Origin of the sequence: Actinomyces culturomici (genome assembly GCF_900499005.1) — a bacterium.
In the GTDB taxonomy this organism is placed as follows: Bacteria; Actinomycetota; Actinomycetes; order Actinomycetales; family Actinomycetaceae; genus Pauljensenia; species Pauljensenia culturomici.
Map to the genome: position 1 here is coordinate 52,093 of NZ_LS991316.1, position 12,796 is coordinate 64,888.

Below are 12,796 nucleotides of genomic sequence, written 5' to 3' on the forward strand. Positions count from 1 at the left end.
GCGGTGCGGCTGCGTCGGTAGTCGCACCGCCGAGGGACTGCGCTCGCGCTCAAACGTATCAATACGCTTCGATCCTGGAGAGAATCTCATGCCCCTGATCACTCACCGCCCGCGAGGCATCGAGCATCCTTATGCCCGTTCCCTCGACCAGCTGTTCCCAGCCATTCCGATTGCCGGACAGGAGCTGGCTATCGGGGCAATCACTGCTGCGCCCTGCAGTCGGGTCGAGTGCATTGTTGCCTGGCCGGATCATGAGCAGCGCTTCGAAATGGCGCCGGTCAGCGGCCTGGACAGCGATGCGGCACTCCTCGCGGGAGGCGATGGACACTTGGCGGCGGCTCAAGAGGCTGCGCTGAATGCCGACAATGGATGGCAGGCGGTTGTCGATTGCCTGCCTGACCTTGAGGCCACCTATTACTTCGAGGCAACCACCCTCGATGGGCGCAACGAGACGTCCGCTCAATTCTCCCTTGCACCTGCGCACTGGAGCCAAGAGCCGCTAGGGCGCGTTGACATCGAAAGCGATCGGTTCATTCCAGGTAGCGAATCGTGGCTGGTCAGTAGCGTCGGTGTCCACCGGGCCCGCTTCGCCCTTCGAATTGCGGAAGAGGAGCACGTGGTCGGCTTTGGTGAGCGCTACGACCAGCTTGACCAACGTGGTCGTCGTCTCGACGCCGTTGTCTTCGAGCAATACAAAGCTCAGGGGAAGTACCACCGCACGTACCTGCCCATGCCGTTCGCCCAGGTGATCGATAAGACCGGTCAAGCGTGGGGTTTCCACGTCGAGACAACACGTCGAACTTGGTACGACGTCGGGGTCGCCGCGGCCGATCGAATCCTTGTCGAGGTCGACCTCGGTCTTGAAGCACGATCCGAGCCATCCGTGCGTGTTAACACGTGGAAGGGCTCTCCCGCGGACGTACTCAACGGCTTCCTCGACATCGCGGGCCGACCGAGCGAGTTGCCAGAATGGGTCTTTGGCCTGTGGGCTTCCGGAAACGAGTGGAACACGCAGAGCCTCGTGATGAAGCAGATGGATCGTCACCAGAGCGAAGACATTCCCATCTCCGTGCTCGTCATTGAAGCTTGGAGCGACGAGGAAGGGTTTACGATCTTCCGCGACGCCATCTATGCACCGAACGGTGGAGAGCCGCACCGCGCTGTTGACTTCAGCTATCCGCGCGATGGGGCCTGGCCAGACCCTGCCGGGATGATACGCGAGCTGCACGCTCGGGGGATCAAGGTAGTCCTTTGGCAAATCCCCTTGCAGAAGTGCGATGAGGATCTCGGGCAGCAGGCACAGTCACAACGTGATGCACTGATCGCGTCCGGCCATTTCGTCCGAGAAGCTGATGGTACCCCTTACGAAAACCGCGGCTGGTGGTTCCCGAAGGCCCTCATGCCGGATCTGTCGACCGAAGCCGGTCGACGATGGTGGACCGAACAACGTCGATACCTAGTCGAGGACCTCGACATCGATGGGTTCAAGACTGACGGTGGCGAGCATGCCTGGGGCCACGACCTACGTTATGAAGATGGTCGCCGAGGCGACGAGGGCAACAACCTATATCCAGTCAACTACGCCCGGGCGTATGGCGATCTGCTCCGCTCGGCAGGGAAAGCCCCAGTTACCTTCAGCCGTTCCGGGTTCACGGGCTCTCAAGCCAACGGCTTGTTCTGGGCTGGAGATGAAGATTCTACGTGGGAGGCATTCCGCTCTTCCATTACTGCCGGCTTGACCGCTGGAGCCAGCGGGATCTTCTATTGGGGTTGGGACCTCGCCGGATTCTCCGGCCCAGTTCCCGACCCGGAACTCTACGCCCGTGCCTTCGCTGCAGCGACCTTCATGCCGGTCATGCAATACCACTCAGAGTTCAATCATCACCGGCCGCCATTGCGCGACCGTACGCCTTGGAATGTTGCCGATCAGACTGGTTGTGACGAGCTCATCGATCTCGCCCGCTATTACACGCATGTCCGTGAAGGCATACGGCCCTACTTGGCAGATCAGATCCATCGATGCCTGCAGAGCGGTAAGCCGCTAATGCGAGCGATGTTCTACGACTACGGTGCTGATCCTGAGATCTGGAACCATCCCAGGCAGTATCTGCTTGGCGACGACTTGCTCATCAATCCGGTGACGGAGGCCGGTGCGACTACGTGGGAAACCTACCTGCCGGCCGGGAGCTGGGAGGACTACTGGTCCGGAGACCTGCTTGAGGGCGGTCGCGTCGTCACTCGATCCGTTGACTGGTATGTCATTCCCGTGTATCGAAAGGCTTGAGCAGTGGAACGTGCCACCGACTGGTGGAAGTCTGCAGTTGTTTACCAGATCTATCCGCGCTCCTTCGCCGATGGCAACGGCGATGGCATCGGTGATCTTCGGGGAATCCTCGGGCACATTGATCACCTCGTCGCGTTGGGCGTCGACGTCGTGTGGCTGAGCCCGGTCTACCGTAGCCCGCAGGCCGACAACGGATACGACATCAGCGACTATGAGGACATCGATCCGGTCTTCGGTAGCTTGGCTGATCTAGACGAGCTGATCGAGGGATTGCATGGTCGCGGCATCAGGCTCGTGATGGATCTGGTGGTCAACCACACCTCGGATGAGCATCCCTGGTTTCAGGAATCGCGCGACGCTGGATCGACAAAGGCTGACTGGTACTGGTGGGCAGATCCACGACCTGGATGTGAAGCGAATACTCCGGGTGCGGAACCGACCAATTGGAAGAGCGTCTTTGGCGGCTCGGCTTGGCAATTTGACGAGCGTCGAGGCCAGTACTACCTCCACCTCTTCGATCGCAAGCAGCCTGACCTCAATTGGGAGAATCCCTCGGTACGCGAAGCGATCTACGAAATGATGCGCCGATGGGTTGCCCGAGGTATTGACGGATTCCGAATGGATGTCATCAACTTGCTCAGCAAACGTCTGCCGATTGCTGATGCTTCGATCGCTCCCGCTCAGATTCTCAGCCCGGGAAGCTGCTACGTGGATGGCCCGAGGATGGATGAATTCCTCCATGAGATGAACCAACGAGTACTGAAGGGAAGAAATCTCCTAACTGTGGGCGAATGCCCTGGAATCGGCATCGGACAGGCATCTCGATACAGCGATCCGGCACGTGAAGAACTCAACATGGTCTTCCAATTCGAGCACATGGAGTTGGATGAGCGGCCGGGAGAGGGCAAATGGGCTCTCAAACCGTTGTACCTGCCTGATCTCAAGGCGAGCCTGGCGCGCTGGCAAGAAGGTCTGGAGGGGCGGGGGTGGAACTCGCTCTATTGGAACAACCATGACCAGCCGCGAATCGTGAGTCGTTGGGGTAACGACTCGGTCGAGCATAGGGTGAACTCGGCGAAGACTCTCGGGACGGTCCTCCATATGATGAAGGGAACGCCGTACATCTATCAGGGCGAAGAGATCGGCATGACCAACGCAGGGTTCACTTCGATCGGACAGTACCGCGACGTGGAGACCCTCAATCACTACGCTGAGGCGATGGCGTCGGGCGCCGATGAGCAGGCGCTGTTGCGCGCCTACCAAGCGAAGGGCCGAGACAATGCTCGCTACCCGATGAGCTGGGACGATTCCGAACAGGCGGGCTTCACAAGCGGCGATCCGTGGCTTCCGGTGCATCCGAATCACATTGAGGTGAATGCGGCCTCAGCGAGGGCAGATGCGAACTCGGTCTTCCACCACTATCGGCGCCTCATTGAGTTGCGCCACACGAACGCTGTGGTGCGCGATGGCGCGTTCACTCTCCTCCATCCAGATGACGAACAGATCTTCGCTTATATGCGTGAGCTCGAGGGCATGGGCTCGATCTTGGTTGTGGCAAACATGTCGAGCAGTCCCTGCTCTTTGCCAGATGATTGCCGAATCGTCGGGGAAGTCCTCCTCGCTACTCATGAAGTCCGTCGTCTCGACGAACTCGCGCCTTGGGAGTCGCGTGTCATCGCACTTCAAGAGAGTCAGCTCCTCAAACAGTGAAGGCGCGGCTGCGCGAACCTCGCTCCGCGCGAAGCGGCCGTGCCACCGGTCCTGGTGCCCGGCCGGCGGCGTGCTGGGCTGAAGCAGGACACATGGAAGATGTTCTAAGGGCGTCGTGCGCGTTCACGGGCCTTGCGAATCCGTGCCGATCGGCGCGGAAGGGGCGGCATCGAGTGACGCGGAGGGCGGAAACGTGGTGTGATTAGAGGACCTCAACGTGGAAGGGTGGATCGTCATGGAACAGGTGTGGACGCGAGTCGAGGGGATGATCATCGGGCGCGATCTCGATCCCGCTCAAGTCGCCGCCGAACTGCGTGAACGCGCGGTTCTCGCCCAGCTCGAATGGTTCCCCTCCTCCCCGCAGCTGCTCGGAGTCAACGTCGCCGTCGCGGACGGCCGCGTCGCGGTGCTCACGGGCGACGAGGCCGAGCCCGGTCCGACCGCCGAGGAGCTCGCCGACGACCTCGCGACGCTCTTCGACGCCGAGGTCCGCATCGGCAAGGCGGACGCCGACCGCCTCCCCGAGGGCGAGTCGCCGCTCGCCGACACCTGGGACGAGGACGAGGAGATCGACGAGGACGAGGTCGCGTCCCGCATCGTCGAGATAGGTCGCACCCCTGCGTCGTCCGTTCCGCTCCTCGCCGCGCTCGAGGGCATCGACCTCGCGGATGTCGAACTCGCCGACGGCCACCGGGCCCTCTACGCGGAGCTCCCGCCGGAGAAGGCGGGATGGAACTTCGGCGAGCTCCCGCTCGTCACCCTGTCGCGCGCCGACGGCGAGTTCCAGGTGTTCCTCGTCACCGACGACCACCTCGAGCATGTCGTTACCCATAACTGGGGGATGGATGCGCTTGTCGTCGCTGGGGCCCACGAGGATGCTTCCGAGGTGTCGGAGGCCGTTATTGATCTTGTTGGCGATCGGCCGGAGCTCACGGCGATCGCGGCGGCGGTGCCCGGCGCCGACCTCGACGCCCTTCTTGAATCCGTCACCTCGTCCGGCGAGGACGCCGTGTGGAAGGTCGTCAAGGCCCTCGGCCTGCCGACCGGCACGGCCGCCTTCCTCCTCGGCCGGATCTCGGCCTCCGAGGTCGAGGGCGCCGAGATGCACCTCGCGCGCGGCATCTCGAACGCGATCGGCCGCAGCGTCGACATCATGCTCTCCGAGCCGGATTCTCCTGCGCAGCCGTTGTGGAACACTTATCAGTCGGTCGCGGTGGACAAGCCGTGGATCGTCCGGACTGTTGCGTCGGTTGAGGCGGTCGTCGGCACGGCCCTGCTTACGCTCGCGGTGCGCGCGGACTCGCCGCGGTCGGGTTGGGTGAAGGCGGGTGGCGTGCTCGGTGGGATCCTCCTGGTGGATTCAGTCGCAGAGCTTTCCTTGTCGAGCTATCTGCGCCGCCGTCACGGCGTGCGCGCGGAGGACTGACCGGGGCTCTCCCGCTGGAGCGCATCGCCTCCCGTTCAGCTCTTCACCGAGAGCATCACCTTCGCGCGTCGAGGGGATCTGCGAACGTCCTGTTCGGCCCGGGAGGCATGACCCTGCGCGGCCATGCCTCCAACGGCGGCTTCAGCGGGCGAGCGCCTCGGCGGGAAAGTCCTGCGGCCGATCGGTGAAGATGCCGGCCACGCCCCACGAGGCGAGCTCGCGGGCCCGATCGAGGTCGTTGACTGTCCACACGTTGACCTCGAACCCGGCGTCGCGCATGCGGGCGACCTCTTCGGCCGTGAGACCCGTGTCGTCGGGGTGGATGGCGGCGCATCCGAGCGCGGCCGCGCCCTCGTCCCACGTCGGGCCGGGCTGCCCCTCGCGTTCAAAGAGCCAGCCGAGGGCGATCGACGGGCGGGCGGCGTGGAAGTCGGCGAGGAGGTCGTGGTCGAAGGAGGACACGATGAGCCGTGACGGATCGGCGACCGCGTCGACGGCGACCGCGAGGTTCTCGATGAGCTTCTCGCGCAGGCGCGTGCCGCCGCGGCAGGGCTTGATCTCGAGGTTCATGCCCATCTGCTGGGCGTTCGCGAAGGCGATGACGTCGGCGGCCTCGGGGATCCGCTCGAAACGGTAAGTGGGGGAGAACCACTTGCCCGCGTCGAGCTTGCGGATGTCGGAGAAGCCGAGGGTGTAGTAGCCGCCCTTGCCGGTCGTCGTGCGGTCGAGCCGGTCGTCGTGGATGACGATGAGCGAGCCGTCTCCGATGATGTCGACGTCGAACTCGAACCAGGTGGCGCCGACCTCCATCGCCTTCGCGAAGGACGCGATGGTGTTCTCGGGCGCGAGGGAGGAGGCGCCGCGGTGGGCGTAGATCCTCGGGTATTCGGTCATGTCGACTCCTTGTCGTCGAAGCGGGTGGTCGGGGTCGGCCGGCGGGCCGTGGGGCGGCGCGGTCGCGGGTCGCCTCCCGATCGGGGACGAGGCCGGGGCCGGGCGTCCGAGAAGGGGAGGGAGGGGGCGCCTACCAGAGATCGGGGTGATCGGTCGGGGTGGGGCCGTCGGCCTCCTCCTCGATGAAGACGGCCTCGTCGCGCTTGGTCGGGAGGACGTTCTCGACGTAGGAGGCGATGACCTCGTCGAGGGGGACGTCGTGGCCGGCCTGCTCGGCGAGGTACCAGCGGTGATCGAGGAACTCGTGGAAGACCTGGGCGGGTTCGAGCTTGCCGGCGAGCTCCGGCGGGATCGCGGCGATGACGGGCTCGAACACGTTGTTCAGCCACTCGTGGGCGACGATCTCGAGGGGCGCGCCGCCACGGCCCGTCGTCGCCCGGTAGGTCTCGATGTCGTTGAGGAGGCGTCGCGCCTGGTTCTCGCCGACGTCCATGCCGGTGAGGCGCATGAGCTTGCGGTGGTGGTGGCCGGCGTCGACGACCTTCGGTTGGATCCGCATCTCGGCCGTGCCCGCGACGGAGGCCATCTTCAGCTCGCCGACGTCGAAGCCGAGGTCGTTGAGGCGCTCGATGCGCTTGGCGACCCGCCACTTCTGGTCGGCCTCGATGATCTCCGTGCCGGTGAGCTCGGTCCACAGGTCCTCGTAGCGGGTGCGGATCCGGTCGCCGATCTCGATGGGGTCGGCGTCCTCGGGGAAGAAGGTGCCGGCCTGGAGGTCCATGAGCTCGCCGATGATGTTCGTGCGCGCGAGGTCGACGTCGTAATCGCGCTGACCGGGGGTGAGCGCGGGGTGGAGCTCCCCGGTCTCGGCGTCGACGAGGTAGGCGGAGAAGGCGTCCGCGTCGCGACGGAACAGGGTGTTCGACAGGGAGACGTCGCCCCAGTAGAAGCCGAGGAGGTGGAGGCGGACGAGGAGGACGGCGAGCGCGTCGATGAGGCGAGTCGCCGTGTCCGGGGTCATGTGCCGGCTGAAGAGCGCCCGGTAGGGGAGGGAGAACTGGAGGTGCTCGGTAACGAGGACGGCGTTGAGCTCCTCGCCCTCGGGGGTCCGCCGGCCGGTGATGACCGCGGTCGGGAGGACCGAGGGCGCGTCGAGGCGCGAGAGGTCGCGGAGCATCTCGTACTCGTGGTGGGCGACGGTCGGGCCGATCTCCTTCACCGCGATGACGCGGTCGGAGAGCTCGACGAATCGGACGACATGCCGCGAGATGCCGCGGGGGAGGGCGGCGAGCAGGGACTCCGGCCACTCCTCGAGGGCGACCTCCCAGGGGAGGTCGAGCAGTGCGGGGTCGACGGTTGCGGCCATGATCTCGAGTGCTTCGGGCATGGCGTCATTCTCTCATTCGCTGCGAGAGGGGCTTCGGACGCGGGCCGGCCCCGCCCTCGCGCACGAGGACGGGGCCGGGAACCGGGAGGATCACTCCGGAAGGCGCATACCGGTCGAGGCCGAGAAGTTGTGCTGCTGGCCGGGGATGATGCGCGCGTGGACGACGCCGCCGCGAGCGGGCGCCGTGCGCGGGGGAACGCGGACGATGATCTGCTTCGCCGACCCCTCTTCGGAGGAGCCGAGGCCCTCGGAGGGGGCGGCGCCGGCGAGGTGGCCGTAGATGTACGCGTCGGAGCCGAGCTCCTCGACGAAGTCGACCTCGATCGGGATCGTGTTCTCGACGGTCTCGTCGACGAGCTCGAGGCCCTCGGGGCGGAAGCCGATCGTGATCTTGCCGCCGTCCTCGGGGACGATGGCGTCGAGGGTCGCCTGCGAGAGCGGCACGCGGGCCGGGCCGAGGATCGCGGTGGAGCCGTCGATCTGGAACTTGCCGAGGTTCATGGCGGGGGAGCCGATGAAGCCTGCGACGAAGTCGTTCGCCGGGCGCTCGTACATCTCCTGCGGCGTGCCGACCTGCTGGAGGAGGCCGTTGTTGAGGACCGCGATGCGGTCGCCCATCGTGAGGGCCTCGGTCTGGTCGTGCGTGACGTACACGGTCGTGACGCCGAGCTCGCGCTGGAGCGAGGCGATCTGCGTGCGGGTCTGGACGCGGAGCTTGGCGTCGAGGTTCGACAGCGGCTCGTCCATGAGGAAGACCTGCGGCTTGCGGACGATCGCGCGGCCCATGGCGACGCGCTGGCGCTGGCCGCCGGAGAGGGCCTTCGGCTTGCGGTCGAGGTAGGGCTCGAGGTCGAGGATGCGGGCGGCCTCGTCGACGCGACGGTTGATCTCGTCCTTCGGGGTGCCGGCGATCTTGAGGGCGAAGCCCATGTTCTCGCGGACGGTCATGTGCGGGTAGAGCGCGTAGTTCTGGAAGACCATCGCGATGTCGCGGTTCTTCGGGGGAACGTCCGTGACGTCCTTGTCGCCGATGAAGATGCGGCCGGCGTTGACGTCCTCGAGGCCCGCGAGCATGCGGAGCGAGGTCGACTTGCCGCAGCCGGAGGGGCCGACGAGAACGAGGAACTCGCCGTCCTCGATCTTGAGGTCGAGCTGGTCGACCGAGGGCTTGTCATTGCCCGGGTAGATGCGGGTCGCCTTGTCGAAGGTGACGGTAGCCATGATTCGATATTCCTTCCCACCGGCAGGTACGTGCCGGACGATCCGAGTGGGTTGCGTTGTCCCCGGCGGCATCGCCGAGGGCCGAGCCGCGAGCGCGGACGGCTGGTGCCAACCTATCACCGCCGTTCGGGAATGGACAGTGATCCGCGTCTCGGGCCCGGAAACGGCCCGGGGCGCCTGTAGTCTGGCGGCGTGATGGAGGGCGAGGAGATCGGCGGCTACGCGCTCGTTCGCCGACTCGGCTCGGGCGGCGCCGGCACGGTGTGGCTCGCCGAGGACGGGGGCGGCCAAAGGGTCGCGCTCAAGCTCGTCCATCCCGCGCTCGCGGCGTCGGAAGGGGCGAGGCGCCGCCTCGAGCGCGAGGCCGCGACCGTCAACTCCGTGCGCTCGGATCGCGTCGCCCACGTCGTCGACGTCGAGACCGACGCCTCGCAGCCGTTCATCGCCTCCGAGTACGTCGAGGGGCCGACGCTCGCGTCCCTCATCCGTTCGGGGCCCCTCGAGCCCTCGCTCGTCGCGGCGCTCGCGGCCGATCTCGTCTCGACGGTTCGGGCCGTCCACGAGGCGCGGATCGTCCACCGCGACATCAAGCCCTCGAACATCATCTGCTCGACCACGGGCCCGGTCCTCATCGACTTCGGCATCGCGATGAACGACGGGGACGAGCACTTCACGCGCACGGGCCTCGTGTCGGGAACGGCCGGATACACGGCGCCCGAACTGCTGCGCGCCCAGGAGGCCGACGACGCGACCGACTGGTGGGCGTGGTGCGCGACGCTGCTGTCCGCCTCGACGGGGCGCCCGCCCTACGGGACGGGCGACGTCCAGGCGGTGATCATGCGGGTCCTCACCGGCGACCCGGACCTCGCGGGCGTCGACGCGCCGATCGCGGAGGTGCTCCGCCGGGGCCTCTCTCCCGATCCGACCTCACGACCCGCCCCCGCCGAGGTCGTCGCCGCGCTCGTCGGCGCCGCGGGCCTGCCGGGCGGCGCGCCCTCCCTCGACGTCCTCGACTGGGGCGCCCTCTTCGCCCGGGCCGCCGACGCCGCGAGGACCGAGGCGCTGCGCGCGCCCGGTGCCGACGCCCCGGTCGGAGCCTCGGCAGAGGGCCCCGCCGGCGCCGCGGGGTCGTCGACTCGTTCCCCCTCCTCGTCGGGAGCGCCGTTCGACGGGGACGGCGTTCCCCCGACCCGTCCCCTCCCGAGCTCCCAGCCGACCGCGCGACTCGCTCCGCCCGAGCCCTCGTACCCGCCGCCCGTGGGCGCGCTCGGTCCGGCCGACCCGGGGTTCGCGCCCGATGGAGCTCCCGCCGGGTACGGGCAGGGCGCGGATGCGACCGCGATCCAGCCCCCGTGGTCCGCTGCGGACGCGGGGGCCCCCTGGTCCGCCGCTCCGTCGTCGGGGGCCGTACGGGCCGGGACCGCCGATGGCGCGGCCGTGCAGCCGCCCTGGCCGGGCGGCCCGGTCGCCGGGGCCGAGTGGGCGCAGGCGCCCTCGTCCTCGTCCCCCCAACCCGGCGCGGCCTGGGGACCCATGGCCGCGCGGCCCGGCGCAGCGCCGACCGACGGGGCGCTCGCCCCGTACCGGGCCGACGGGCAATGGACCGAACCCGCCCCCTCCCCGTGGACGGCGCTCCCCGCGCCCACCTTCATCCCGAACTTCCCCCGGACGACGTGGATCCTCGGGCCGGCGCTCCTCATGCCGCTCGCGATGCTCCCGATCCTTCTCGGCGCCATCGGATCGATCGCGGTCGGCACGGCCCTCCTGCTCCTCGCCCTCGTCGGTGCCTGCCTGCGCCACCGGGAGATGCGGCGCGTCCGCAACGCCGGTCCGAAGGGCTCCGACACGGCGGCCATGCTCGCGGCCTCGCCCCTCCTTCTGCTGAAGGCCGCGGGCGGCCTCGTCCTCAGCTTCGCCCTCGGCGCGATCATCCCCTACGTGGCGTGGATCGGATACGCGGCCGGCGGGATCGACGGCGCGCCGTGGAGGCGGATCATCGAAATCGTCGCCTCGTCGCGGCCCACCCTCGGCGCCGACCCCCTCGTCACCGACCCCATCTGGTCGATCGCCCTCTGGGTCGCCGTGTGGGCGGCCCTCGCGCTCACATGGCTCATGCCGACCGCCGTCGACCTGCGCGACGGGACGAGTCGCTTCGCCACCGCCCTCCTCGGTCCGACGTGGATCCGCTTCATCGCGGGACTCCTGTGCGCCGGCGTGGTCGTCGCCACATGGTTCATCGTCACAGGGGGACCCGCGTAGGTGTCGCCCTCGCCGCGCCCTCGCTAGTGTGGGGCGCAGACCTCACAAGAGAAGGGGGGCCCATGGCCGCCAAGAAGAACGCGGACGCCTCCGTCCGCCTCAAGGCCCAGCAGATGCGCGAGGCGCAGGAGAAGGCGGATAAGAGGAACCGCGCGATCGTCGTGTCGATCGTCGCAGTCGTCGTCCTCGCCGTCATCGTGACGGTCGCCATCGTCATCGGCAACCAGCTCAAGGCGAAGAACGAGGCCGAGACCGCCGACCCGACGACGACCCTCGGCGAATACGCCGGAGGTGCGCCGGTCCTCTACTCGCACCTCGGCATCGGCAAGGTCGACGACTCGCTCCCCACGCTCACCGAGTACTTCGACTACTCGTGCCACGCCTGCGCGAACATCGACGTCCTCATCGGCCAGACAGTCTCCGACGACGCGAAGAACGGCGAGTACAACATCGAGTTCCAGCCCGTCACGACCGTCGGAATGGCGTACGCGAATCCCGCGACTTCCGCCTCCCTCATCGTCGCGCAGAAGGATCCCGATCACTGGATCGCGTTCCACCACTCGCTGCTCTCGTACTTCCGCTCTCAGTTCAACGCTGGCAAGGGCACCGTCATTCAGGATCAGCAGAAGTCCTGGGAGCAGGTGAAGACCCTCGCGACCGAGGCGGGCGTTCCCTCCGACGTCGTCAAAACCTTCCCGGTCAACGTCGTCACGGACTACCTCTCGACCTCGACCGCCGCGTGGAAGGCGGCGAACATCGCCGACCGTAACGGGCTCGGCACCCCGGAGTTCGTCAAGGACCACTCGACGCGCATCACCCTCTCGGGCAATGACGCGTCGAGCATTCTCGCCTCCCTGCGCACCGGGATGGGCCTGTCCTCCACCGCCCAGTCGGGATCGGATTCCGCGCAGTCCAGGTGAGCTCCTCCGGGGCCCCGGCGATTCGTCGGGGCCCCGGAGCCCATGGCAGACTGTGGGCACTCGCCCGCACTGCCGGGTCCGCCGCCTTAGCTCAGTTGGTAGAGCAGCTGTCTTGTAAACAGCAGGTCATCGGTTCGAGCCCGATAGGTGGCTCCAATGCGGAAATGGCCCCGCACCTGGCAAAAGTCAGGGCGGGGCCGCTCTCGTATGCGGGCTGGATCGCGGGGGCCGTACCCATCGGTACCCGGAAAGCGATGAGCGGGGAGCAGCGCCCTCGCGCTCGCGGGATGCCGGCCCGGATGTGAGGCATTCTTCGGGCGTTTTGTGGGTGGTGTGTGCCCGGTTCCGGCGTATGCGCCCGGTTCCGTCGGGGTGTGGGGCGGTTTCGGGCGCTTTGTGGGTGGTGTGTGCCCGGTTCCGGCGTATGTGCCCGGTTCCGTCGGGGTGTGGGGCGGTTTCGGGCGCTTTGTGGGTGGTGTGTGCCCGGTTCCGGCGTATGTGCCCGGTTCCGTCGGGGTGTGGCTCCCGACGAACGAGGGAGAAGGCAAAGAAGCGGAAGGGCCGAGTCGAGAGCAGTTCAGTGACGTATCAACACCTCCATCGACACGCCAACCGGTCCGGCGTTACACGACCGATCGGGCGGCGCCCGGATCAGTGGGCGTCAGCAAGGAGATCCCCTCGACGGGACAAGGTGA

At 67.0% G+C, this 12,796-nt stretch carries 8 protein-coding genes and 1 tRNA gene; 6 read left to right on the top strand and 3 right to left on the bottom strand.

Annotated elements, in window-relative coordinates; translation table 11 throughout:
• Nucleotides 1-88 precede the first annotated feature (88 nt).
• The 3 genes from DY157_RS00240 (at nt 89) to DY157_RS00250 (ending at nt 5,420) form a co-directional block, all read left to right on the top strand.
• Nucleotides 89-2,284, top strand: coding sequence for a glycoside hydrolase family 31 protein (locus DY157_RS00240; protein WP_115726647.1), 2,196 nt, complete (start codon nt 89-91; stop codon nt 2,282-2,284).
• Nucleotides 2,285-2,287: 3 nt separating this feature from the next.
• Nucleotides 2,288-3,994: a glycoside hydrolase family 13 protein gene (locus tag DY157_RS00245; protein ID WP_115726648.1), complete on the top strand. Its 1,707-nt coding sequence runs from the start codon at nt 2,288-2,290 to the stop codon at nt 3,992-3,994.
• 235 nt (nt 3,995-4,229) lie between these two features.
• Entirely contained in the window at nt 4,230-5,420 is a 1,191-nt protein-coding gene (locus DY157_RS00250; RefSeq protein ID WP_115727849.1) for a hypothetical protein, read from the top strand.
• A gap of 141 nt (nt 5,421-5,561) precedes the next feature.
• Here the strand turns inward: DY157_RS00250 and DY157_RS00255 are convergent, their stop codons facing one another.
• The 3 genes from DY157_RS00255 to DY157_RS00265 all read right to left on the bottom strand — a co-directional run bounded on the left by DY157_RS00255 (nt 5,562) and on the right by DY157_RS00265 (nt 8,922).
• Nucleotides 5,562-6,314, bottom strand: a complete 753-nt coding sequence (locus DY157_RS00255; protein WP_115726649.1) for a glycerophosphoryl diester phosphodiesterase — start codon at nt 6,312-6,314, stop codon at nt 5,562-5,564.
• Nucleotides 6,315-6,444: 130 nt separating this feature from the next.
• Entirely contained in the window at nt 6,445-7,701 is a 1,257-nt protein-coding gene (locus DY157_RS00260) for a DUF4032 domain-containing protein (RefSeq protein ID WP_115726650.1), read from the bottom strand.
• Nucleotides 7,702-7,791: 90 nt separating this feature from the next.
• Nucleotides 7,792-8,922, bottom strand: a complete 1,131-nt coding sequence (locus tag DY157_RS00265; protein WP_115726651.1) for an ABC transporter ATP-binding protein — start codon at nt 8,920-8,922, stop codon at nt 7,792-7,794.
• A gap of 195 nt (nt 8,923-9,117) precedes the next feature.
• Between DY157_RS00265 and DY157_RS00270 the strand changes: the two genes are divergently transcribed.
• The 3 genes from DY157_RS00270 to DY157_RS00280 all read left to right on the top strand — a co-directional run bounded on the left by DY157_RS00270 (nt 9,118) and on the right by DY157_RS00280 (nt 12,257).
• Nucleotides 9,118-11,181, top strand: a complete 2,064-nt coding sequence (locus tag DY157_RS00270; protein ID WP_235827095.1) for a serine/threonine-protein kinase — start codon at nt 9,118-9,120, stop codon at nt 11,179-11,181.
• A gap of 62 nt (nt 11,182-11,243) precedes the next feature.
• Complete coding sequence (locus DY157_RS00275) at nt 11,244-12,101, top strand: DsbA family protein (RefSeq protein ID WP_115726653.1); 858 nt, start codon at nt 11,244-11,246, stop codon at nt 12,099-12,101.
• An 80-nt stretch (nt 12,102-12,181) separates the two neighbouring features.
• Nucleotides 12,182-12,257: transfer RNA gene (locus DY157_RS00280), tRNA-Thr, on the top strand.
• Nucleotides 12,258-12,796 lie beyond the last annotated feature (539 nt).

Bases quoted from the DNA above. Each gene is read 5' to 3' on its own strand.
- DY157_RS00240 (WP_115726647.1), top strand. From the start codon at position 89: ATGCCCCTGATCACTCACCGCCCGCGAGGCATCGAGCATCCTTATGCC.
- DY157_RS00250 (WP_115727849.1), top strand. From the start codon at position 4,230: ATGGAACAGGTGTGGACGCGAGTCGAGGGGATGATCATCGGGCGCGAT.
- DY157_RS00255 (WP_115726649.1), bottom strand. From the start codon at position 6,314: ATGACCGAATACCCGAGGATCTACGCCCACCGCGGCGCCTCCTCCCTC.
- DY157_RS00260 (WP_115726650.1), bottom strand. From the start codon at position 7,701: ATGCCCGAAGCACTCGAGATCATGGCCGCAACCGTCGACCCCGCACTG.
- DY157_RS00265 (WP_115726651.1), bottom strand. From the start codon at position 8,922: ATGGCTACCGTCACCTTCGACAAGGCGACCCGCATCTACCCGGGCAAT.
- DY157_RS00270 (WP_235827095.1), top strand. From the start codon at position 9,118: ATGGAGGGCGAGGAGATCGGCGGCTACGCGCTCGTTCGCCGACTCGGC.
- DY157_RS00275 (WP_115726653.1), top strand. From the start codon at position 11,244: ATGGCCGCCAAGAAGAACGCGGACGCCTCCGTCCGCCTCAAGGCCCAG.